23 protein-coding genes and 2 pseudogenes are annotated in these 22188 nt (G+C 39.4%); 5 read left to right on the forward strand and 20 right to left on the reverse strand.

What is annotated here, in order from left to right:
• Positions 1-190: 190 nt before the first annotated feature.
• Entirely contained in the window at positions 191-757 is a 567-nt protein-coding gene (locus PNEUHYL_RS04890) for a TetR/AcrR family transcriptional regulator (RefSeq protein ID WP_059365241.1), read from the reverse strand.
• Between the two features lie 157 nt (positions 758-914).
• Here PNEUHYL_RS04890 and PNEUHYL_RS04895 point away from each other — a divergent pair, with 157 nt between their 5' ends.
• Positions 915-1370, forward strand: a complete 456-nt coding sequence (locus tag PNEUHYL_RS04895; protein ID WP_059365240.1) for a DUF411 domain-containing protein — start codon at positions 915-917, stop codon at positions 1368-1370.
• 11 nt (positions 1371-1381) lie between these two features.
• Positions 1382-2929: a multicopper oxidase family protein gene (locus PNEUHYL_RS04900; RefSeq protein ID WP_059365239.1), complete on the forward strand. Its 1548-nt coding sequence runs from the start codon at positions 1382-1384 to the stop codon at positions 2927-2929.
• 80 nt (positions 2930-3009) lie between these two features.
• Here PNEUHYL_RS04900 and PNEUHYL_RS04905 read toward each other — a convergent pair whose 3' ends face one another.
• From PNEUHYL_RS04905 to PNEUHYL_RS04930, 6 genes are all read right to left on the reverse strand, one after another.
• Positions 3010-4149 (reverse strand): NADH-dependent flavin oxidoreductase, encoded by a 1140-nt coding sequence (locus tag PNEUHYL_RS04905; protein ID WP_059365238.1) that lies wholly within the window; start codon positions 4147-4149, stop codon positions 3010-3012.
• 122 nt (positions 4150-4271) lie between these two features.
• Positions 4272-5168, reverse strand: coding sequence for a LysR family transcriptional regulator (locus PNEUHYL_RS04910; RefSeq protein ID WP_059366123.1), 897 nt, complete (start codon positions 5166-5168; stop codon positions 4272-4274).
• 87 nt (positions 5169-5255) lie between these two features.
• A complete protein-coding gene (locus tag PNEUHYL_RS04915; RefSeq protein WP_059365237.1) occupies positions 5256-5723 on the reverse strand; it encodes a GNAT family N-acetyltransferase in 468 nt (155 codons plus the stop codon).
• A gap of 8 nt (positions 5724-5731) precedes the next feature.
• Positions 5732-6157, reverse strand: coding sequence for a MarR family transcriptional regulator (locus PNEUHYL_RS04920; RefSeq protein ID WP_059365236.1), 426 nt, complete (start codon positions 6155-6157; stop codon positions 5732-5734).
• Complete coding sequence (locus tag PNEUHYL_RS04925) at positions 6144-6569, reverse strand: PACE efflux transporter (protein WP_059366124.1); 426 nt, start codon at positions 6567-6569, stop codon at positions 6144-6146. The genes PNEUHYL_RS04920 and PNEUHYL_RS04925 overlap by 14 nt, the downstream gene beginning before the upstream one ends.
• A 97-nt stretch (positions 6570-6666) precedes the next feature.
• Positions 6667-7068: a heavy metal-responsive transcriptional regulator gene (locus tag PNEUHYL_RS04930; protein WP_059365234.1), complete on the reverse strand. Its 402-nt coding sequence runs from the start codon at positions 7066-7068 to the stop codon at positions 6667-6669.
• Between the two features lie 72 nt (positions 7069-7140).
• On the opposite strand from PNEUHYL_RS04930, the gene PNEUHYL_RS04935 reads away from it, so the two are divergent.
• A complete protein-coding gene (locus tag PNEUHYL_RS04935; RefSeq protein WP_059365233.1) occupies positions 7141-7752 on the forward strand; it encodes a cation efflux transmembrane domain-containing protein in 612 nt (203 codons plus the stop codon).
• Positions 7753-7817: 65 nt separating this feature from the next.
• Here PNEUHYL_RS04935 and nudF read toward each other — a convergent pair whose 3' ends face one another.
• Together nudF and PNEUHYL_RS04945 are read right to left on the reverse strand one after the other, a co-directional pair.
• A complete protein-coding gene (gene nudF / locus PNEUHYL_RS04940; protein ID WP_059366125.1) occupies positions 7818-8432 on the reverse strand; it encodes an ADP-ribose diphosphatase in 615 nt (204 codons plus the stop codon).
• 10 nt (positions 8433-8442) lie between these two features.
• Positions 8443-8526: pseudogene (locus PNEUHYL_RS04945) on the reverse strand (phosphate-starvation-inducible protein PsiE); the annotation flags it as partial.
• A gap of 420 nt (positions 8527-8946) precedes the next feature.
• Here PNEUHYL_RS04945 and PNEUHYL_RS04950 point away from each other — a divergent pair.
• Positions 8947-9258 (forward strand): hypothetical protein, encoded by a 312-nt coding sequence (locus PNEUHYL_RS04950; RefSeq protein WP_059365231.1) that lies wholly within the window; start codon positions 8947-8949, stop codon positions 9256-9258.
• A gap of 473 nt (positions 9259-9731) precedes the next feature.
• Here PNEUHYL_RS04950 and PNEUHYL_RS04955 read toward each other — a convergent pair whose 3' ends face one another.
• The 7 genes and pseudogenes from PNEUHYL_RS04955 to PNEUHYL_RS04985 all read right to left on the reverse strand — a co-directional run.
• Positions 9732-9947, reverse strand: coding sequence for a hypothetical protein (locus PNEUHYL_RS04955; protein WP_059366127.1), 216 nt, complete (start codon positions 9945-9947; stop codon positions 9732-9734).
• 120 nt (positions 9948-10067) lie between these two features.
• Positions 10068-11522 carry a hypothetical protein gene (locus tag PNEUHYL_RS04960; protein ID WP_059366128.1) on the reverse strand — a complete coding sequence of 485 codons (1455 nt, stop codon included), beginning with the start codon at positions 11520-11522 and terminating at the stop codon, positions 10068-10070.
• Entirely contained in the window at positions 11483-12601 is a 1119-nt protein-coding gene (locus PNEUHYL_RS04965) for a TniQ family protein (protein WP_059366129.1), read from the reverse strand. Before PNEUHYL_RS04965 ends, PNEUHYL_RS04960 begins: the two co-directional genes overlap by 40 nt.
• Entirely contained in the window at positions 12559-13446 is an 888-nt protein-coding gene (locus tag PNEUHYL_RS04970) for a TniB family NTP-binding protein (protein ID WP_059366130.1), read from the reverse strand. The genes PNEUHYL_RS04965 and PNEUHYL_RS04970 overlap by 43 nt, the downstream gene beginning before the upstream one ends.
• Positions 13446-15371 (reverse strand): Mu transposase C-terminal domain-containing protein, encoded by a 1926-nt coding sequence (locus tag PNEUHYL_RS04975; protein ID WP_059366131.1) that lies wholly within the window; start codon positions 15369-15371, stop codon positions 13446-13448. Before PNEUHYL_RS04975 ends, PNEUHYL_RS04970 begins: the two co-directional genes overlap by 1 nt.
• Positions 15364-16026, reverse strand: a complete 663-nt coding sequence (locus tag PNEUHYL_RS04980; RefSeq protein ID WP_059366132.1) for a heteromeric transposase endonuclease subunit TnsA — start codon at positions 16024-16026, stop codon at positions 15364-15366. Before PNEUHYL_RS04980 ends, PNEUHYL_RS04975 begins: the two co-directional genes overlap by 8 nt.
• Before the next feature lie 161 nt (positions 16027-16187).
• Positions 16188-16880, reverse strand: a pseudogene (locus PNEUHYL_RS04985) (type I restriction endonuclease); the annotation flags it as partial.
• A 264-nt stretch (positions 16881-17144) separates the two neighbouring features.
• On the opposite strand from PNEUHYL_RS04985, the gene PNEUHYL_RS04990 reads away from it, so the two are divergent.
• Positions 17145-17606 (forward strand): transposase, encoded by a 462-nt coding sequence (locus PNEUHYL_RS04990; RefSeq protein WP_192844415.1) that lies wholly within the window; start codon positions 17145-17147, stop codon positions 17604-17606.
• 301 nt (positions 17607-17907) lie between these two features.
• Here the strand turns inward: PNEUHYL_RS04990 and PNEUHYL_RS04995 are convergent, their stop codons facing one another.
• From PNEUHYL_RS04995 to PNEUHYL_RS05010, 4 genes are read right to left on the reverse strand one after another with little or no spacing between them, the layout of a single operon-like run.
• Positions 17908-18828, reverse strand: coding sequence for a hypothetical protein (locus tag PNEUHYL_RS04995; RefSeq protein ID WP_129582400.1), 921 nt, complete (start codon positions 18826-18828; stop codon positions 17908-17910).
• Between the two features lies 1 nt (position 18829).
• Positions 18830-20140, reverse strand: coding sequence for a restriction endonuclease subunit S (locus PNEUHYL_RS05000; protein ID WP_059366135.1), 1311 nt, complete (start codon positions 20138-20140; stop codon positions 18830-18832).
• Positions 20133-20477 (reverse strand): hypothetical protein, encoded by a 345-nt coding sequence (locus tag PNEUHYL_RS05005; RefSeq protein WP_059366136.1) that lies wholly within the window; start codon positions 20475-20477, stop codon positions 20133-20135. The genes PNEUHYL_RS05000 and PNEUHYL_RS05005 overlap by 8 nt, the downstream gene beginning before the upstream one ends.
• Positions 20478-20491: 14 nt before the next feature.
• Entirely contained in the window at positions 20492-22180 is a 1689-nt protein-coding gene (locus PNEUHYL_RS05010; RefSeq protein WP_059368819.1) for a class I SAM-dependent DNA methyltransferase, read from the reverse strand.
• Positions 22181-22188: the final 8 nt, after the last annotated feature.

Genomic DNA, 22188 nt, shown 5'->3' on the forward strand with positions numbered 1-22188 from the left:
TCTTCAGAACGAGCCACCAATACAAGATTACCGCCTTTCTGTGCATGGATTTTTGCCAGTTATAAACCGATACCGTTTGATGCGCCTGTAATTAATGCTGTTTGTGTCATATGCAATCCCTATAAATAAATGATTAGTCAATCAATTAAATTTGTAAAAAATAAGCGGAATCTAACCGCTTGTTTGTCTGTTAGTGATGAGAAATCGCTTTCCACATCATCGTAAAACCGAGCATTTTATAAATATCACGCTTGGTCGGTTCTTGTAAAATCTGTTGAATCGTCGCTTCAACCATCGCTTCCATCATTTTGATCGCAAACTCCAGTGGCGGAAAAAAGAGCTTATCCGCTTCCGCTGCGCTGAACATCCGTTGCATCGGTAAAAAGATCTGCTTCGCTTCTTGTCGGGTTTCTTCCGTAAGAATGGTTGAAACCTCTAACTGTTGCAAGGTTTGGCGCGCTTCTCGATGTTCAATACCCCAATCGATATAGTGATTCCATAAATGCAACAACTGCGATGCAAATTCCGCTTGCGGAAAATTCGGCATTACCGCTTGCGCAATGTGGCGTTTAATCTCCAAATAAGTGGCATTGAGCAACGTTTCTTTACTCTCAAAATAGGTAAATAATGATCCTGTTGCCACGCCGGCATTTTTTGCAATCAACGCCGTGGTTGCCGATAACCCTTGCGTTGCAATCGTCTGAATGGTTGCTTGAATTAAGGTGTTACGTTTATCCGAACTTAACGGACGAGCCATATCGATCCTTATTAAATGATTAATTAGTCATTTATTATAAAGAGGAAAAAAGAAAAATCAACCTATTTTGTAAAAATTGCAACATCGCCCTTGACCTTAACCCTAGGTCAAGCTTTAACATTGCGCCATTCAATCTCAATCAAAATAAGGACATCGTATGAAATTACATAAACTCACCCGCTCATTGTTGCTGTTAAGTTTAGGTCTCACGGCATTTGCCCAAGCGCAAACACTTTCAATGGAAGTGTGGAAAAGTCCAACTTGTGGCTGTTGTAATGAATGGATCAGCTATATGCAAAAAAACGGTTTTGAGGTTAAAGTCAACGAAACAGGCAATTATGATGCCCATAAGCGCTTTAACATTAAAGATGAACACGCTTCTTGCCACACGGCAGTGATTGATGGCTATGTGATTGAAGGACATGTACCTGTAGAGGATATCAAACGTTTACTCGCAGAAAAACCTGATGCCGTTGGTTTGTCCGCTCCTGGCATGCCGATTGGCTCACCCGGCATGGACGGTGAAGCCTACGGCGGACGTAAAGATCCTTATGATGTTGTTTTAATTAAGAAAAACGGTGAAAGTGAAGTGTTCAAATCCTATAACCAATAAGAGGCGAAAAAATGAAACGTCGAGATTTTTTACGTTATGGCATTGGGCTTAGCTTAGCCAGTAGCTCGCTTTATAGCCTTGCGAATATGATGAACCACGCACAACACGGCAATATGGCGATGATGCATTCAGCCCCTACTAGCTTAATGCCTGTCGAAGCGATGCCCTCAGGCTTATCACTCAATGGTATATTACCAAAGCTTGCTAACCAATCCACTCAAGCTGGACTATTCAAAGCCACTTTAAAAGCAGAGCCCATTAAAATTCGCCTCGCAGACAATAAAGAAACGGAATTTTGGGCTTATAACGGACAGCTACCTGGGCCACAAATTGAAGTATTTGAAGGCGATACCGTAGAAATTGAATTTATCAATCACCTACCACAACCCACAACGGTGCATTGGCACGGTTTAGATGTGCCAAATGAAGCGGATGGTAACCCTATGGATATGATTGAACCACAAGGGAAAAAAATCTATCGCTTTACTCTACCCGAAGGCAGTGCAGGTACATATTGGTACCATCCTCATCCACATCATTATGTTTCCGAGCAAGTCTATAAAGGCTTAGCAGGTACTTTCGTTGTGAAAGCAAAAAATGATCCGCTTGCACACCTTCCTGAACAACATTGGGTTATTTCTGATCTGCGTTTAAATGCCGATGGTACCATTCCACCAAACACGATGTTAGATTGGATGAACGGACGTGAAGGGGAATTTGTGTTAATCAACGGCCAATATCAGCCCCAAATTCAAGTGACAACGAATGAACGCCTCCGTATTTGGAATGCAACGAGCGCCCGTTATTTTCGTTTAAACATTCCAGGGGTGAAATGGATTGTGGTGGGGACAGAGGGCGGTTTACTTGAAAAACCACGCACGCCTGTTGATGAACTGCTACTCACACCTGCAGAACGCGTTGAAGTGATTATGGTGGGTGAAACGCAAGGCAAGGCCAATTTACAAAGTAGCTATTATGATCGCCGTAAAATGATGGTGCAGGAACAGCCTAAAGATCTCACTTTAGCGACAATTCAGGTGAAACCAGAACCTGTTCAGTTACCTGAAAGCTTAAGAAGTTTGCCTAATTGGGACGAACCAAAACAGATTCGCCAAATTCACTTTAGTGAAAAAATGATGAACCACACCAATATGCCAATGATGGATCATACCAAACATAGCTCCGCTATGATTACGACAGACAATCCTCTTCCGCCCATGATGGACGGTATGTTCCTAATCAATGGACAAACTTTTGATATGAACCGCATTGATTTTGTTACGAAAGTCAATGACGTAGAACAATGGGAAATTTTCAATGAAAGCCATATGGATCATCCGTTCCATTTACACGGCACTCAATTTGAAGTGATTCAACATACATTAAACGGCAAAACCTTTAAACCAGAAGGCAGAGCGTTAAAAGATGTGGTCAATTTACGCCCTTATGAAAAAGTGATTATTCGCTTTAAGCAAGGACACTCGGGGTTGAAAATGTACCATTGCCATATTTTAGAACATGAAAATCTCGGCATGATGGGAATGTTTAAAGTGGAATAATCCACTAATGTGCAAGCGGTCAGATACTTGTGAAAATTTGCAAATTGCAAAATTCAGGCAAGATCTGACCGCTTGTTACATTAAATATCGCGCGGTGACCATGCCTGCCCGATAACTGGCGGAAGCCATGCGCCACCTTTCACACAGAAACTCCACAATAAATCTGGAATGCCGTAATGATCAGCTTTTTCAGGATCTAATTCAGCCACAATTTCGCTCTCCTTGCCTGTCGCAATGAGTGTCGCAATAGTCGGATTGATCATCACCGTTTTGCCTAGCGCAATAAATTCCGCCCAGCCGGTTTGATAAGCCTTTAAAATTTGCTCTGCAGTAAAGAGATTGCCGACACCAATCAGCGGTAATTTTCCACCAATTCGCTCGTGTACCAATTGCATACGAGTGAGAGACGTATCTGCGCCACGGCGCGCTTGCTTGTAAAAATCCCATAGCGAGATATGTAAATATTGCAACGGTTTTTCCACCAAGGCATCAATCAGCGCGAAAGTATCCGCCATGGTTAAACCGTTGTCGCCTGGTTCTTCCGGTGAAAAACGGTAGCCGATAATAAAATCAGGGCGTTGATGTTTTGCGCGCACGCCGACAACCGCCTCCACCACTGCCAGTGGAAACGCTAGACGTTTTTCAAGGCTACCACCCCACGCATCCGTGCGGCGATTGGTCTGTGCTGAATAAAACTGTTGGATCAAATAATTATTGGCACCATGAATTTCCACACCGTCAAAGTCTGCTCGAATCGCTAAATCTGTCGCATTACCAAAGGCTTGAATCAGAGAATGAATTTCCGCCTCGGTTAAAGCGCGTGCGCCTACTTCTGCGTTATCGCTTGGTGCTACTACATCTTTCCCGTGTAACAAATCCGGAATTGACTTATCGCCACCGTGGTGAATTTGCAAAATCGCTTTCGCGCCTTGCGCTTTAATCAGCGCAGCAGTACGCGTTAAGCTGTCTAAATGTTGTTCGGAAATCGCCTCAGGCTGTCCGTGAAAGGCTTTTCCGTTTTCAGCGACCAACGTTGCGGCAGTAATAAATAAGCCGATATTTTCTGCTCGGTTACTTAAAAAACGCTGTTCTTGCTCGCCTAAAGTACCATCTGCATTAGAGGCGAAATGCGTCATCGGCGCAACGGCTAAGCGGTTACGGATTTCAATGCCGTTATTTAAGATATAAGGTTGAAAAAGTGGGGTAAATGCTGGGTTCATATTGCTTTCCTTTATTCAATAAAACACGAAATTATTTACTCATTATAACGCACTATGCATTGAGCTATGGTAACTATTCTCTCTTATATTGATAGCTATAAACATACAAGCCAGCCTGTAGCCTAACCATATCTTTTTTTCAAAATTTCTGTTAAACAATCGAATACAAATAATACTCGAGGTGATGTAATAGTTTGATAGGGACGATACAAATACAGTTGCCATTTATCAATGGGGATTTCGGGGAACAGTTTAACCAACTCACCGCAGTCAAAATGCGGTTTGCAGAACAGTTCGCTGATAAAGCCGACCATGTTGCCCCGTAGCACCGCTTTTAGCTCACATTCAGGGTCGGAGCTGTAAAAAAGCACTTCTCTCGGTAGCAATTTTTGCTCGTCATTCATCGCTAAATCCCACGGACGACCTGTTTCCACGTTAATCGGCAAGGAAAATGGGAAATTGCGCTGCAAATCGTCTAAATCTTTTGGCATTCCCAATCGTTCCAGCAATTTCGGCGAAGCGACAATCCAATCTTGCAAATCGGCAATTTTGCGGATAATAAAATTCGGGTTCGGTTCAGGTCCGATACGTAAGCCGATATCAATGCGATGTGCCACCGCATCAAATTTGGTCATATCTTCACGCCAATCAATGACCAGTTGCGGATACGGTTCAAGTGCTTGCAATAATTCATCTAAAATCAAATCATTGTCTCGCCAGCGGGGAAAAGTAATCCGCACCACGCCTGCCATGTCGTCCGTTTGCTGTTTGCCCAATTTAAACAGATTGTCGGTGTCCGCCAGCAGTTGTTTCGCCTTAATCAAAAACTGCTCACCAAAACTAGTGAGCCGAATTTGGCGCGTATTCCGCTTAAACAGTTGCTCGCCTAACTCCTGTTCCAATTCCGCAATCACACGGGTCACCACCGACGGCGAAACCGCTAGCTGCATTGCCGTTTCCCGAAAACTCAACGTTTCGCTGGCAAGGCAAAAATATTTAATCGCATCGAGTTTGTTCATTGGATTGCTCCTTCTTCAAAAAGAGCGGTCAGATTTTTGATCACTTTGGCTATTGCAAAATCTTGTCAAAATCCGACCGCTCTTTCGTTATAGTTTCTGTTCCATCAAGGTCTTAAGTGGCTCAAGCCCTAAACGTTCATAGAAACGAAATGCCCCTTGATTGTCGTTCCAAACGTGCAACGTTACGCTATCGCAACCGTTCTCTTTGGCGTATGCCACCACGTGTTGATACAATTTCTCGCCAATTTTTTTACCCCGTTGCGAAGCGTCCACACAAAGGTCGTCAATGTACAACACTTTGCGATCAAATAACGCCGGAACGCCTTGTGTAATTTGATAAATGCAGAACGCATAGCCTTGCACCGTGCCGTTTTCATCTTCATACACAAAGATCGGTTTTTGTTCGTCTGCCATTAAAGCTAAAATTTCTTCATCATTGTATTTGCGTTTACCCGCTTGGAAAATATCAGGGCGAGCTTCAACGTGAACAGCGTGAACTTGGTATAACAACTCGGCAATACGAGCGACATCATCGGCTTTTGCAAGTCTAATCATGCTTTCTCCTAAATCGTGTTTAGCTGTGTAGCAAGTTGATTTAATACCAGTTCGGTATCATCAAGCAACTGCTCAAATTTCTCCATACCGAACTGCTGGCTTACTTGCAATTCTGCTTCGGTTAGCCGAGCAATAATCGGGTCGATAAAAATTTTACCGCTTGCACTTAAAGCAATCAACTTACTGCGTTTGTCGTTCTCATCAGGCAGAAAAACCAAAAAACCTTTTTGGTCTAGTTGTTTACAAACAGAGGTTACCGTTTGTTTCGGCAAACTCCATTTATCGCCAATAGCAGTAGGCGAAGTCGCACCATAGCGACCGATGGAATACAAAAAATGCAATTCATTTAAGGTGAGCTGGTGTTGCTTCGCTACACTAGCATAAATGCTCGACAGCTGCGCTGCCAGCTCCACCAATTTATCAAAGGGGTTCATTTTTACGCTCCAAAAATTTGACACGAGTAATGTCATAAAGCCAGTTAAACACCAAGGCATACAGCATAATCAGCAAACTCAAACCAATATCCGCTAAAAAGGCGTGCCACAGGCTTAAATCTAATAAATATGCAACTACGGGAATGGTAAACAGCAATAAGGTACACTCAAAGCAGACGGTATGCAAAATGCGTAATTTTAGGCTACGTTCTTCCCGTTTGCTGGTAAAAATTTTATCAAACACATAGTTAAAGAAGAAGTTAAGTATCATTGCTATTACAGACATGGCAATACCTGTTCCTGTGGCGGCTTCAAGGCTGAAATCTCCCACCAATAATACTGCAACCGCACCGATTGCCATTGCCCCAATTTCAAATAATACCGAGTGAAAAATACGTTCGTAAAAAGTCACAAAATAATCCTATATCGTACTAAATAAATGCATTATAGTACGATATAGGAGTAAATGCAACGCTATTTGCAAATTTCTAAGTAGATTTCACCGCTTTCTAATCTAACGCTTTAATCCCTTGAATAATTTGGCAATGGTCAATGTCTTCCGCCTGACAGTCAATTAATGGCTCAAGCAATGCTTTAATTTGATTGAGCTGATCGATTTGATGCTCAATTTGGATTAAATGCTGTTTCGTTAATTTATCCACCAGTTCGCAACGATTATGTGGATTAGTTTGCAACATGATTAGTTGCTTAATTTCCTCTAAGCGAAAGCCGATCATTCGACAGCTTTTAATAAAATGGAGCTGGTTGAGCTGTTTTTCACTAAACAAGCGATAGCCGTTTGGTTGCCTTGTTGCCGTATCAATTAGCCCCAGTTTTTCATAGTAACGAATGGTTTCCAAATTCACGCCACTTTCTCGGCTTAATTCACGGATTTTAAAAAATTTTGTCATGGATGCTTGACCCTGTAATTGCTACGGAGTTTATAGTTTACGCCAAGTTAAACTAAAACACACGGAGAGACTATGGCTTGTACGACTTCTTGCTGTACTTCATACAGTACACACCTTTCCCCTAAATATCGCAAAGCATTATGGATTGCTCTTGGACTAAATATCACTCTGTTTTTCATTGAAATCGTGATGGGCGTAAAATCGGGTTCTGTTTCTTTACTTTCGGATAGCTTAGATTTTTTTGGCGATAGCGCCAATTATGTGATTAGCTTGATCGTGTTGCCCATGGCGTTAAGTTATCGTGCCAAAGCCTCTTTATTAAAAGGAGCAACCATGGGTGGATTTGGCTTATTTATTTTAATCACAACCCTCTATCGTTGGGCTTATGGCGAACTGCCAAACCATAGTGAAATGAGTGTAGTCGGTGTGCTTGCCTTATTCGCCAACTTAACAGCCTTGTGGGTGCTTTATCATTTTCGTGATGGCGATAGCAATATGAAGAGTGTTTGGATCTGCTCCCGCAATGATGCGATAGGGAATATAGCTGTCATTTTGGCGGGGATTGCGGTCTATTTTACCCAGTCGAAATATCCCGATTTGATCGTTGCTTTCGTTTTGGCTTTATTAGCTCTGCAAGGTGCGAAAGAGATTATTACTAAGGCATTAATGGAATTGAAAGGATAAGAAAATAGCGGTGAGTTCCAGTAAAAAATTTACAAATTTTTAAGTGGATCTCACCGCTTGTATAGTTATTTCTGATATTTTTGATAATTCAACTGCAACCACTGTAAGCCCACAACAGCAATCACATTATCAATTTTCCCTTCAACAACCCATTGATACGCTTGCTCACGGCTCACAACGTGGACGAGAATATCCTCGCCTTCTTCTTCCAAGCCATAAACGCCGCCAACTTGGGTGCTATCGACTAAGCCTAAAAAGAGATGTAAACGCTCAACCGCACCACCTGGGCTGTCCCAAATGCTTAAGGCGCGTTCCACATTGCTGACGGTTAAACCTGCTTCTTCGTAGCTTTCACGGATAGCGACATTTTCTGGTGTTTCCCCTTCATCTACCATGCCTGCAATCAGTTCCACTAGCCAAGGGGATTGGTTGCTGGTTGGATCGTAAGCACCAATGCGAACTTGTTCGACTAACACTACGGCGTCTTTGACAGGATCATAGGCGATTAATGCAGCTGCGGCACCTTTAATCATTAATTCACGCACAATTTCACCGCTTACTCCACCATTAAATAACTTGTGGCGGAAATACATTTTTTTCATGGTGAAATGACCTTGATAAACCACTTCTTCTTTTAAAATCTCTAAATCTTTTTGTTGAAATTGATGAATTTTAGTCATGACTCTCTCCTTAGCTTTTACGTAAACGGTCGGTATGAACGACATAGAGTGCAACAACCATCACTAAAATGGCAAGAGCAAAAAGTAGCGTATAACGTGGACGTTTTTTGTAGATCTGATGACGAACTTTGTGCTTGTGGTAAGTTTCACTATTAAGTTGCAATACAGCATCATCCTGCGATTGCATAATTTCAAGTGCAGAGTGTAAGGTACTAAGACGTTCGTCTAAAAGTGTAAGATGTTCTACAACACGCTTACGTTCTCGTTGTAATTCTTCAATCTTAGTTGAAATCTGAGAAAAATAAATTGGTACTCGGCAAGTATTGTGAAACTTCATTCAAAATCACGGTTATAATATCAAACTTGAAATTGAATAAAATTGTCGCAAATTCACAATGGTTTGTAATTGTTCATTTGCGACATAATGGCGTCGATTACGTTCAGGTAAATTAAGAGCAGCCTCTTCAGAAGAAATAGAAAATATTAGAAAATATATTAAATGAGGGAAATTTATATGACTGAAGACTTAGATAATACAGGGTTAAAGGAAGTTTTATTTTATTCCATAGTGGATGAGTTTTTGATTTATAAGCATTCTAAAAAGTTTATTTCTACCTTATTTAGTCATCCTCCAGGAGAGTGGAGTGATGTTAATAAGATATTTAGAGATAATGGTTTTATATTTGGTTCTGAAGATTTAAATGTTAATGTAAGCTGGTTAAAGGATATTGATGGCTCTGATTCTCCTTATAGAATGCTCGTGTTTTTTGAGTCAGAAAATATGTTTTCTCAGGTCGTTGTTTTTAATGTAAATACTCTAGATTAATGTGGAGGATGTTTATTTTTGTGAGAATATAAATATTAATTTATTTTATGATCTTGTATTAAGTGGTAAGTTAGAAAGTAAAAATAATTTTGCTTTAGAAGAAACTTTTGATGATTTTATGAAAAGATGTATTAGAGGTAGAGAAAATCTATATTTCTATTTTAGATTATATAAAGATCATTATTTTAATTATGAAAATATACCTATTATAAAAACTATAAGCATAGAAAGATTTAATTCATTTTTGAGAGATCTTAAACTCTATTTAACTTAAATGGCGTTATTCCACAAAGTATGCTATTTATAATTTAATATTGTTAGAAGCCTTGAAAATAAATGTTTCTTTATCATAAAAATTATTTACAGCATACAATGTAGAACACAGGGGTAATACAAGCGGTTATTTATGATTAAATCTTTGCAAATTCTAGCGATAAATTTACCACTTATATTTGATACAAGTGGCTTTTCGATTACCCGAAAATATCCCTATCTATACGAAATAGCTTACGCCATTCACTAAGGTAATATTTTTCGAATCGATTTCCTTTAATGATAGCTAATCGCTTATCAAAGCGTCTTAATATATGTGGAATAGTGCCGATAACAATCATTTCATCGTTTTTCTGTTCCTCTTCAAGCCATTGTTTAAATTGAGCTTTTAAGGTTAAATTTTTTGTACTGTTCATGCTTCTCTCCAACTAGTTGATAGGTTAATAACTGGACGGCACTTTAACAGTTAAGCGATTTCTGTCGAGAAATGCGTTTCATTTTTTCGAGCAAGATCGCAAAAATAACATTTTTTCTCGTCAAAACTGCGGTTTTATGCGCAGATAGATGTCTTGTGGAAGGAAATAATCCTTCGTCTTATCACGGTAATAAGCCACACCATCTAGCAATACAATGGCATCAAGTTTTGGCTTTTTGATTTCGATACCGTGCAAGCTGTATAGTACCACTGATACCAATTCCATTTGTTCCGCTGCTGTTAATTCAGATTGTTTGTAGAGTTCGACTAAACGTTGAGAATAACGTTTTTTGAGCAGTTTAGCTTTCATCTGCTGAATTAGGTTACGGTCAATCACTAAATCACATTGATATTCGGATTTGAGGTGATTGATAAAGCCTGTAATGGCTGCCGTTTGCCCTGCTTTCTCAACGAGATAGCCGTTTAATTGTTCTTGCGTTGGGTAGTCCTTGATTGCTTGAGAACTGATTAAGTCAATCGCCGGTTGCAAAGCTAAACGCACCGATTTAAGTGATGTTTTTCCGCTATCAAATCGTTGCTGTAACATTTGGTAGTAGGTGGCGATACAAGGCACGGATTCTTTTAACTTTTTGAATAAGGCTTGTATGCGCTCCAGTTCAGCTAAATCATCTTTCAACGTTTCATCTACAACTACTTGATTGGTATCAAGTAACCAACGTAATACGGTTAAATTTGCACGCAAACCATTTGGCTTGAAGTGCATAACTAATGCCGCATAATCAGGGATTTTCTGCCACTTATCATCGCAGTCAATAAAAAACTGCATAAAGTCTGTTCCCTTATGCAAGGCGACGCTAATACTACATTTTCGCATATACCAAAAAATGAATTTTTTGTAGGCGGTTTTAATCGCCTTACTGCGAAAGAGATGCACGTTCAATCGAATGAGATTAAAGAGCAAGGTTCGTCTTGCACAATCAGGGCAAACATTGCCATAGCCTGACGGCATTTCACTTTTGCATTTAGGGCAAGTCGAGATAAGCTGTTCATCGCATTTCTTGCATAATTGCTTTTCTTGGTTGTGTACTTTGCGATAGCGATTACAATTTTTGCACGTTGCGAAAGTGTATCGCCGATAGCAAGATAAGCAAACAGATTGATTCGTAACAGGCGAACGGTATCTATCACGGGTCATTTTACCACATTCTGAACATTCTTTTTCTTCTCGGAAGTAACGAACGCACGAACTGCATACAGTACCGTAGCGGCTTATCATACCAATTTCAAATGTACCGGCGGTTTTACCACAACGCACACAATCGCTATACTTTTCACATTCAAGACAAAATTCGCCTTTACGGTGAATACGTTTAAGCTGACCGCACCCTTTGCACGTTTTCTTTCTAAACCATTGGGCGTAACAGTTCGCACAATAATATTCCTCTTTGAATTTGCGTGTTACTTGGTTTTTGCCACAAATAGAGCAACTGTTTTTAGCGTAAATTCGGGTAATATTCATATTGCAATTTGTAATTGGCGTTTTAATCGTTCCCATTGACGGTTGAGCGTTAAAATAGAATCGGTTTTAGGCTTAGATTTAGCGATTTTGCATGTAACGGTTTTGCCCTCTAAAGCGTATTTAAAGAGAGGGGTAAGCTGTGTAGGATAAACCTCAAAGGAGAATGCGTTTTGTGTAATGCCACTTTGTTTGATGGCTTGAATAAGCACCTCACGGGATAATTGAAGTATTTTAACCACATTCACAACAAAATTCTTACGTTCTTCAACGGGAAGTTGCTCAAAGGCAAGGGCGGTTTTCGTTTGGCATAATTCTGCTTGGGGAATCCCTAACTGTTCAATAAATCTTGCGAGTGCGTGAGAGGGTTTCATCACGGCGGCACGTCTGATTAAATTGATAAAGTAACGCAATATCGCAAAATAAGTTTGAGCATTTACCGGTTGCTGAAAACAATATCCGGAATTAGTCTTTAACACATCATCAAGCAAAGCAAGCATATCAATTTCAAGTTGAGTGAGCTTACTTTCTGATACCGTTAATGTTTCACCGCAACAGTGGCAATGATTCAATTGTCGTTTGTCGGCGGAAAGCAAGTGGGGCTGATAAGGCTCACCGCAATCAGGGCATTTCTTTTCAAGTAGTGTTTGATGTTCCAAACACCCAAAATTCCACGCTAAACGCCATTCATTGCGCAAGTAAGGCGATTGCCCTAGACAGCAAGCACAATAGGGCTGACCGTTGCGATAAGTGCGATTGCGAGAGCTTCTTGAAATCACCCACTTAGCTTGACCTTTTATCAACGTCTTTTCACCGTTTATCGGCTGTAAAATTGAAGAAAGCGAATGGGGAGTTAAATCGACCTGACGATTTAACGATAACTCCGCAATATCTTCGTAAATATGTGGTGCGATAAGCTCAAACCCTCTATCTAAATCGAACGTCCATAAACGCCATTTTTCCCAATAAAAGCCAGTGAAAACGATTGGCTCCGTACCGCAATCTAATGCAGCACGAATAAGCCACGAACTGATGCTTTCGTTCGGGTAAAGTGGTGTGCGAATTACGCCTGATTTTATCCGATAATTTTTCGGAAACCCTGTGTCGGTTGTACCCACGAATTTTTCTCAATAATCTCTAATGTGACTTGCTCTGTTCCTGATGTAATCGCTTCTATTGTGCACGCAGTCAGTAAGCGATGTACATTCCCTAAATTACCGCCTGAAATGGTGTGTATTTTGGTTGCCAATTCCGGCGATTGTAGGTTTGAACATTTCTTTAAAGGCAAAATACCTTGAAACTGGAATAACAGCTTTTGAAATTCCTTATCCAACTTCCACGTTGGCAATTCCGCAACATCAAAACGGCTTGCATGTTGTGGATCCGTATGTAATACACGAATCGCATCGCGCGTACCGACTCCAACAATTGGGATTTGCAACTCGTTACAAAGCATCTTGATCGCGTTCATCACTTGGCGTTGTAAGCGAGGTGTTCCAACAAGCAAAGAGTGAAATTCATCAATAATTAACATTTTTACCCTGAACTCTCGGAATAGATGGATAGTTTGATAGCGAAGTTTCACCACACTATCTGTCGATTTATATGGCACATAGAACCGCTCCAATAATGAGATGTATAATTCTTTTTCATTGGCGCTTGGTGGAGCTTCCGCAAGAAGAATCGGGTAAATCGCATTAGAATCGCTATCAATATAAGATTGACCGTACAAATCAACAAATCGGCGAATCAATGTTGTCTTCCCATTATTCGAATCCCCTACAATTAACAAATTCAACATCCGCGGTCTTTTAGGTTTATTCATTAAAGAAACCAAAGTATCCATAATATCTTTGGCAACACCATAACCTAACCATCGTGGTTCATCTAAGAATGCAATCCTATCTTCATTGCTTGCCTGCACGAGATGACGGAATTTTTCATGAATGTGTTCGTACTGCATTAGTCCACCTCCCCAAAAGATAAGCTCTCATCATCTAAAGCAAGCAAATTCGATGTCACAACAATTGGTGCTACAACCTTAGTTTCCACTTTCGTTTCAATAATCGGCTTACTTGCTTTGTGCGTTTTTTGTCGTTCAGCCTGACGGCGTGCTTTTTTCGTCCGTTGAGCCGATTCAGCAACCATTTCACGCATCTCGGTTAAACCGTCTAAAACTTGTTGCTCGTTGATATATTTATCACCTTTATTCGCAATTCGGCTACGAACCTCTCTATATTCCCAAATGCTCATTTCGGGCATTGCCTGATTTGCAAATGGAATTGGGAAGTAACGTTTTAATTTCGGATCATAAAACCAAATTTTGCTGATATTTCGCGGGTCTCGGCGGAACAGAAATTCCTTAGATTTACCGCTTTCATCTGAATCACTGATATACATATTTAGTGCAACATCGTAATAACGAAGTCCGTCAATTGTTACACCATTATGCTGAATGGTACGAGTGATACTTGGCAAGAAATCAAGTAGTAGTGTTTGTTCATCAACAGGAAGTTGCGGATAACCACATCCCACCTCATTTTCATCTCCAAAAATACCAATCTTCCATTTTTGTTCAGGAGAAATGCCTAAAGCAGAATGCACGCGTTTGTGGTAAACATTCACAATGTAATGCACCAACCATTTTTCAAACTCATCGAGAGTCATAATGGCTTCTTTTTCCGAATCGTAAGAGTCGCGCTCTTTGATGTTGGAGAATGTTGTTCCAGCTAAACTGTGAACTTCTTTCATAAATGTACCGATGACACGCTCAATATGTCCGCCATATTCAGGTCTCCCCATCGGTCTAAATTCAAGATGGATCCCGTGTGCAGAACAAGATTTGGATAAATCCAAGGCCTGAAAATCGGGGCCATTATCCACATGCACTTTCACTGGGTAGCCAAAAGCATTCCATTCTGAACCCTGCAAACCTAAATCAAGCAGTAGGCGTTCTTTCGGCAAAATGCCACGTGCAATACACATTGCCACCGAAGTTACAGATGGCGCATCAAGTGAAAGGTAATAACCAACAATCATTCTGCTGTATATATCTATCGCAACCGTCAAAAACGGTCGGCCAATCGGTTTGCGATACTTACTATCCACAATAATTAGGTCAACTGGTGTATGGTCAATTTGTACCACACTCAATGGATAATCCGCATCAGGAAAGCTATTTGGCTTCGGCTTAAATTTGTTGCGTGCCTTTTCTCGTTGCCCGCGTTTCCGTAATCGCTCTTCCTCTGAAATATGCAAAATACGCATACGGATGGTTTCTTTGCTTGGGCTTTCCACTTTTTCAATTTTGCATCGGCGGCGAATTTCTCTAATGGTTTGCTCAGTAGTTGGGCGTTGTTTATGTAGGTAAAATTCATTGATTACCTGCACGATCAGCTTGTCTTGCTCTGGCGTTAAACGGGAATTTCCTTGTTGCCATCCACGTTTTTGATCGACTAAACCTGCGATAGATCCTATGGAATTATAGGCTTGTAACCAACGGTATAATGTACGAGGGTTCACCCCAACATCTTCTGCACGAGCCTTAACTGCGTAAGGCCGATGTTGATCCATCCCTAATAACGGTTTAATTGCCTCATATTTTTGTTGGGCTTTCTCCCAATATTCATTGCTAATAGCAGTTAAATCCACAGACAGATCCGTTCGCTCGTTCATTTTGAAATTTTCAAGCTGATGAATACTGACGACTTTGGTTGTCCGAGTGTTGAGATTACGAACAAGCATTTGAGATGGCTCATCCATATAATCAACTAATTCATACTGTTCCCCATCTTCTCTATTTAGATACACGTTTCCTTTTTGCAAAATAATACGACCGCGATCTAATCGGTGATGATAGCGCTTTTCCGTAAATCCAGAGTTACTCATCGTTATTCCCCCATACCTCTGTAAATTCATTAAGTGGTAAAAACCAGTTACAATGCAGTTGCTTCGTTGCCAATAAATGATAGATGATTTGTAATCCTCTCATGCGATATAGAGAGCCAGCAAAAAATCGAGAGAGCAAATAATCAATAGTGGTATTTCCCATCAATTTTACTTGAGCTAAAATTGCATCTATATCTTCTTGTTCACAAAGTGTCCTCTTATAACGTTGAACATGATTGATATTAAATAGTGCAAGATGCCTAATTCGATCTTCATCGTACACATGGAATACATAGCCATTTTCTTGACAAAAACGTATTGCAGCTTTCCATTTTTGTTTCCATTCTTTCCAGTGTTTTTGCCATTTTGTTTTTGGTTTAACCTCGATTAACAGTGGTTTTCGCCCATCTGTAAATGACAAGAAAAAGTCTGGTGTATAGTTATAAGTGATCCCATTCTTTACGAAAGGTAGAGTAATAGGCTGTGGGATGATTTCATCTACTGATGGCAGATAAGTGAAATACATCAAAAAATCACGTTCCAAAGTCGATTCATAAGGGATACTCGTTCCGTTTTTAAAAGGAATATGACCCGATACACTCATCCAAGTGGGCTTAATTTTTCTAACCTGTTGAAAATTATGTGTTTTTCCCATAATAATTTGACACCTATTTCATGTTTTTTAAAAAATTTGACAGCTATTTCTAGTTTTTGCGACATTTATTTCTAGTTTTTATACCGTAAAAAATAGGATAAAACCTTATCCTTTCGTTGAATGTATAGCTAATTATGACATTTATTTCTAGTTTTGACAGCTAGACTGTTGCCGAAGCTGATCCGCTGTTTTTGCTGCTCGTCCACCACACGCCACGGGGTAAAACGTTCCAAATTAGCGGTCAGCGAACCCATTTTCGTTTCCGTGCCATCGCTAATCACAAGAATTTGGTTATAAATAAACAGATCGGCGATCTCATCTTTGTAGGTTTGTAACTGGTTAAAGGCTTGGGTAAGGTTGGCGCTCTCTTTCAGCGGATTTTTCAGCTCGATCACCACCAACGGTAAACCATTGATATAACCGATCACATCGGGGCGGCGATTGCCCCTCGTGCTTTTAATGGTAAGTTGATTGACGACATCAAAGCGGTTGGCATTCGGCTGCTGAAAATCCACCAAGCGGGCATAGTCCACTTTGGTTTCGTCCGCCTGCCGATATTCCACCCGCACACCCGAACGCAAATAACGGTAAAACGCCTGATTACGCTCGGCTAAATTTGCCCCCGAAATACTGCATACCTGTTGAACGACTTCCAATACCGCCGAGTCGGGCAGTTGCGGATTGAGACGCTGAACCGCTTCGGACAGCAATGGACGGAAAACCACCTCGTTCGAGCGCTCCCGCCACGGATTTTCCCCGTCTGCCAAAATGGTTCGCCCGTCCGTATAATCCCAACCTTGCGCCTGAAAATCCGCCAAACAGGCTTGTTCTATGGTGTTTTCATTGATGTGCATTGTGTGTCCTTATTTTTGTGATCCTGATCGAAGCATGAAAATAAATGCCTATCATATTTGATATGAATGTTTTATTTTATTCGGACGCCAGCGTGGCGTCCCTACGCTCGAGCATTAGTTTATATTTTGATAAATAAAACGTTTTGAATATTTAGAACATACTTTATTTATTTCCATTGTATTATTTTCCTTTGTATGTAGGGACGCCATGCTGGCGTCCGTTATCCCAAATTTTATTATCTGTTTTGTTTAATGGAACACATTATGAATTTATATCCTCAGCGTAAAACCATTCGTGCAGGGTGGAATAATTATCAAAACGGTGCATATTTCATTACCATTTGTACTAAACATAAACAGCATTTTTTCGGTGAAATTCGTAACGAAAAAATGTACTTATCACTAATTGGCAAAAAATTAAATAACTTAATGCAACAAACGATTGAACTACGCAAACCCCAATTTATTGATATTCCGATTTATACGATAATGCCTAATCATTTACATTTTATTATTGTTATTCATACCGATTTTGATATTTCACAACATTATTTTCGCAATCAATCGCAAAATGTTTCTTCCATTGTTCGTGGGATAAAATCTGCCTTAACCAGTTATACAATTAAAATAATATGCCATTTGAATGGCAATCCCGATTTCACGATAGAATTATCCGTAATGAACGGGAATTTATGCGTATTTATCAATATATCGAAAATAATGTGATAAATTGGGATAAAGATTGTTTTTATTAAATATTTGTCTAAATATTTTATTTTTACGAATTATTTTTTGCGGACGCCAGCGTGGCGTCCCTACATATCAGCGTTATTTTCTATTTTCACAAATAAAACATTCAATAAAATATTTAAAATAATTTCATTCCCCACCATTATATCTTTTCCCTTCGTGTAGGGACGCCATGCTGGCGTCCGCTATACAAATATATGTTTTTTTGTAAGTCAATATTTCAATGACAATTTTATTATAACTATATTTTGGGGCAGAGTCTCATACCTGATATTACTTAATCATTTTTCTGCATCAAATATTTCATCCTTTGTATACTTTCATAGTCTATTTCACATCCTGTATCAGGATCTATTATTAATTCTCTTGTATAGGAACAATCTAAACAAACTCCATAAAGATAATCTCCTCCGCATTCTTCACATTCACTAATAGTTGGACTACCACCTCTCTTAATATCATTATGAGATAGATATAGTACATCATCAAAGTTTTGATGAGTTTTACAAATATCACATACCAGTGTCAAATCTGGGTATTCTCCTGAGTAATATTCTATTAATGAAGAATGACAGTTTCTGCATTCAGCCATTTCTAACATCATATCTAAGATTTCTATTCCAGGGAAAGTTTTTAAAACTAAATTATAACTTTCCCTACATAGCTTTTTTCTTTCTTCTAACACTTTCTTATTTTGGACTAAAATAGTGTAATTACTTTCACCGATAAAATTAGATAAATTGTTTTGTTCTGGTAAATTATTTCTAATAAAATCTTCTAAAAGAATAAAGCAATCATTTATGCTTTCTATTATATCTTCATTGGAATAAAGGTGTTCTATTTCATTTCTACGTTTATTTATCTTATCTAATTTTTTATTTGATTCTCCACTCATAGAAATACCTTGCGATTTAAATATTTCTTTTATTTCAGAAAGTGTAATGGTTTTTTTAGGTATAAGTGAAACTTCTTTATATCTAGGGCTAACATCAATTAATTTAAATGGATCATCCTTAGAGCCAATTGTTACTAGCTTATATTTATATAGTAATAATAGCCCTGCATAGATATTTCTAATTGATGATATTTTTCTTTTATTATCTGATTCTGACAATTTGAAATCTTCTATACCTAGTTGTATTGATAATTTTGCGTTTTCTAATAAGTTGTTTTTTGCTTTTTCAAGGTTTTCGCACATTTTAAAAGTTTCCATTTAATAATTTAGGTAACAAATAATCTCTTAATTCAATAAGGGCATTATTCTCTTTTTTGACTTCTAAATGCTTATCTATATAAAAACTTATCATATTTTCAAAGCAAATTAAGATGTCTTCGCTTGGTAGTATTACCTCCATTCCTGTAAATGTAGTTGAGTTTAAAGAATTTCTTGTTGATGCCATTGATGATGAAGCTAAATATTCTTTAATTTTATGCTGTGAGAAATATTGTCTTAAAAACTCCCGCATATTATTAAATATGGGTTGAATTTTTGCTAAAGCAACATTATATGCTCCATTAAGACCAAAATATATATTTCCTGTTCCTACTCCATATTTACAAATTAAAATATCTTTTGCATTGCATAATTTGTTCCGTTTGGATATGGGAATATAGGTTTTATGGTTATCATTGGCATAGTCTCTATTTTGGATAAATCGTTCGTAGCCCTCTTTTAATTCATAAATATGTTCAGATTTGGGTGGTTGAGATCCGCCGATAAAATCAAATAATGTATCTACATTTATTGCTCCCCACCCCCTCGGCACTTCACCAAATCCTTCAACTTCCTCAAATTCACTTGGAAATGCTTGGGCGAGTTGTTGAAGTTGTTGGTATTGGTCGGGGTTTTCGGTTTGCAAGCGGTCGAGTTCGGCAGGATTTTTGCCGGAAATCACGCTCATAGCGGCACGTTCTGCTTGTGCGGCTGTTAAGCCGTCCGCAAGGGCGGTAGCTTTCGCTCGTACAGGGTCGAAATCAATAAACCAACTTTTAAATATCGCTTGGGCGATATTTTCTAGGGTTTGGTTGGTTTGGGTATTGAGTTCGATTTTTTCATCTAAAGAAGATAAAATATCAACAATTTGATGACGTATATCCTTATTTTCAAAATAACTAATTTCTATAGAATTTAATGCCTTTTGTGAAATTTTCTTTTGAACAGCCCCTGTAATAAATGGTGCAACTTTAATAATCTGCAAAGCATAATATAAATATTTAGTTTCATAATCATCTTTTCCTTTTAAAACGTGCGTATGATTATTAACCCAATATTTTCCATTAGCTAATTGAACAATAGGAAAACCTTTTTCATTTTCTACAGAGCCATCTTCAGCGATTAAAACACTCAATCCTTGATGAGTAAAATCATTAACATAATCAATAACTTTTGCTGCTCCATAGTAAGGTATATTACCTTTTCTTTTTTCTCTCTCATTTGATGCTAGTGGCACTCGAAATCTGTCTAGATTTTCTGCAAAATCAGAAATAGATATTTTATTTAAATTACTCATAGCATCCCTCATAGAAATCATTTAAAAACGATATTTTATAGTTACTAACTATAATTCTATTTCCGTTACTATCTATAGATGAAAAGTAATATTTAGATAAGTTTTCATTAAAAATAAAATCATAAATTTTATGTAAATAATCTGATGGAAAATCATTTCTCTCCATAAAATTTAATATATTATTATGATAATCACGTATCCTATTTAATAAATTCCCGTCTAAGATCCCATCTGATAACGATAAAAGTTCACCATTTGAGTTGTTAGCCATACTAACAGATTTCATATTTGGCTCTGAAAATTGATTATGTTGGTTAACTTTATAAATATAAAACATAAAGAAACTCCTATTTAAAATCCTAGTGTTGATAAATTCGCCTTAATCTTCACTTCCAATTCTGCACTTTGCTTAAATTGTTCATTTAAAAGAGCGGTCAGTTGTTGCATTTTTTCTGCAAAAGGAATTCCGTCATCTTCTTGTTCGGCGGTGCCGACATAGCGTCCGGGAGTGAGGACGTAATCGTTTTTGGCGATGTCGTCCAAAGTTGCCGAGTAGCAGTATGCTGCTTGATCTTGGTAGCCGTCCGCTTTTTGCCAACTGTGGTAGGTTTGGGCGATTTTGGCAATATCGTCAGGAGTGAAATCCCGCAATACACGGTCTTTCATATAGCCGATTTGGCGAGCATCAATAAACAGTACCTCGCCTTTGCGGGCTTTGGCTTTGTTTAAAATCCAGATACACGCGGGGATTTGGGTGTTGGTAAACAATTGAGAGGGTAGGGCAACCATTGCTTCGACCAAATCCGCCCGCAGAATATTTTTGCGGATTTCGCCCTCGTTATTGGTGTTACTCGACATTGAGCCGTTAGCAAGCAATAGTGCCATTCTGCCTTTCGGCGAGAGGTGGTAGATCATATGTTGCAGCCACGCAAAGTTAGCATTGCCCGCCGGTGGTGTGCCGTATTGCCAACGGGGATCTTGGGCGAGGCTTTCGCTCCACCATTCTTTCATATTAAACGGTGGGTTTGCCATTATAAAATCCATTTTTTTGTCGAGATGTTGCGGGTTGGTGAAGGTGTCGGCGTTTTGGTTGCCGAAGTCAAACTCAATTCCACGGATCGCCATATTCATTGCCGCAAGCTGCCAAGTGGTCGGATTGTATTCTTGCCCGTAGATAGCAATATTTTTATTACGGCTAGCGTGCGGGGTTTTGCCTTGGTGGCTTTCGATAAAACGTTCCGTTTGCACAAAGAAGCCGCCCGACCCCATTGCAGGGTCGTAAATTCTGCCCTCGTAAGGTTCAAGCATTTCGACAATCAGGGTAACGATGGATTTTGGGGTGAAGTATTGCCCGCCTTTCTTGCCTTCGGCGAGAGCAAATTGCCCAAGAAAATATTCGTAAACGTGGCCAAGAATATCTTTGGCAGCGAGATGCACGGGTTTGCCGTCAAAGGTCGGTTGGCTAAAGTGAGTATCGGAAAAGAGATCGACCAAGCCGATTAGGGTGTCTGCTTGGACTTTATAGCCGGCGATACGTTGAATTTTGCCTTTGAGTTTTGGGTTATCTTGCTCAATCGCTTCAAAGGCAGCATCAATCAAATTGGCGACACCGCCAAATTTTGCACCCCACGGCAGTTCATCGCCGATATTGTATTGTGCAACGGCTTTGATGTTATCCCAGCGTGCTGCTTCGGGTACCCAGAAGATGTTATCTTGGGCGTAGTAATCCCGTTCTTCCAGTTCATTTTTGAGATCGTCCTCGCTATAAATGGCTGGGTCGAGATAGAGTTCTGATTGCGGATCGGCAAATAGGGAGGCGAGTTTTTGGCGTTGTTCGAGGAAACTGTCGGAAACGTATTTAAGGAAGATAAAGCCTAAAACGATATGTTTGTAGTTGGCTGCGTCCAGTTGCTGACGGAGGCGGTCTGCAGCAGACCAAAGTTTTTGATCTAAATTATTAAGAAAGGCTTGCTGTGTTAGCGCATTATTGTCACAATCTTGGTGACTTCTGACTTCTGACTTCTGACTTCTGCATAAAATTTGTCCTT

This window comes from Rodentibacter caecimuris, assembly GCF_001019715.1.
Taxonomy (GTDB): Bacteria; Pseudomonadota; Gammaproteobacteria; order Enterobacterales; family Pasteurellaceae; genus Rodentibacter; species Rodentibacter caecimuris.

Coding starts and splice junctions, on each gene's coding strand:
- PNEUHYL_RS04910 (WP_059366123.1), bottom strand. CDS start 5,168: ATGAACAAACTCGATGCGATTAAATATTTTTGCCTTGCCAGCGAAACG.
- PNEUHYL_RS04920 (WP_059365236.1), bottom strand. CDS start 6,157: ATGAACCCCTTTGATAAATTGGTGGAGCTGGCAGCGCAGCTGTCGAGC.
- PNEUHYL_RS04975 (WP_059366131.1), bottom strand. CDS start 15,371: ATGAGTAACTCTGGATTTACGGAAAAGCGCTATCATCACCGATTAGAT.
- PNEUHYL_RS04890 (WP_059365241.1), bottom strand. CDS start 757: ATGGCTCGTCCGTTAAGTTCGGATAAACGTAACACCTTAATTCAAGCA.
- PNEUHYL_RS04900 (WP_059365239.1), top strand. CDS start 1,382: ATGAAACGTCGAGATTTTTTACGTTATGGCATTGGGCTTAGCTTAGCC.
- PNEUHYL_RS04950 (WP_059365231.1), top strand. CDS start 8,947: ATGACTGAAGACTTAGATAATACAGGGTTAAAGGAAGTTTTATTTTAT.
- PNEUHYL_RS04915 (WP_059365237.1), bottom strand. CDS start 5,723: ATGATTAGACTTGCAAAAGCCGATGATGTCGCTCGTATTGCCGAGTTG.
- PNEUHYL_RS04905 (WP_059365238.1), bottom strand. CDS start 4,149: ATGAACCCAGCATTTACCCCACTTTTTCAACCTTATATCTTAAATAAC.
- PNEUHYL_RS05005 (WP_059366136.1), bottom strand. CDS start 20,477: ATGTTTTATATTTATAAAGTTAACCAACATAATCAATTTTCAGAGCCA.
- PNEUHYL_RS04960 (WP_059366128.1), bottom strand. CDS start 11,522: ATGGGAACGATTAAAACGCCAATTACAAATTGCAATATGAATATTACC.
- PNEUHYL_RS05000 (WP_059366135.1), bottom strand. CDS start 20,140: ATGAGTAATTTAAATAAAATATCTATTTCTGATTTTGCAGAAAATCTA.
- PNEUHYL_RS04980 (WP_059366132.1), bottom strand. CDS start 16,026: ATGGGAAAAACACATAATTTTCAACAGGTTAGAAAAATTAAGCCCACT.
- PNEUHYL_RS04895 (WP_059365240.1), top strand. CDS start 915: ATGAAATTACATAAACTCACCCGCTCATTGTTGCTGTTAAGTTTAGGT.
- PNEUHYL_RS04970 (WP_059366130.1), bottom strand. CDS start 13,446: ATGCAGTACGAACACATTCATGAAAAATTCCGTCATCTCGTGCAGGCA.
- PNEUHYL_RS04935 (WP_059365233.1), top strand. CDS start 7,141: ATGGCTTGTACGACTTCTTGCTGTACTTCATACAGTACACACCTTTCC.
- PNEUHYL_RS04990 (WP_192844415.1), top strand. CDS start 17,145: ATGAATTTATATCCTCAGCGTAAAACCATTCGTGCAGGGTGGAATAAT.
- PNEUHYL_RS04995 (WP_129582400.1), bottom strand. CDS start 18,828: ATGTGCGAAAACCTTGAAAAAGCAAAAAACAACTTATTAGAAAACGCA.
- PNEUHYL_RS04930 (WP_059365234.1), bottom strand. CDS start 7,068: ATGACAAAATTTTTTAAAATCCGTGAATTAAGCCGAGAAAGTGGCGTG.
- nudF (WP_059366125.1), bottom strand. CDS start 8,432: ATGACTAAAATTCATCAATTTCAACAAAAAGATTTAGAGATTTTAAAA.
- PNEUHYL_RS04955 (WP_059366127.1), bottom strand. CDS start 9,947: ATGAACAGTACAAAAAATTTAACCTTAAAAGCTCAATTTAAACAATGG.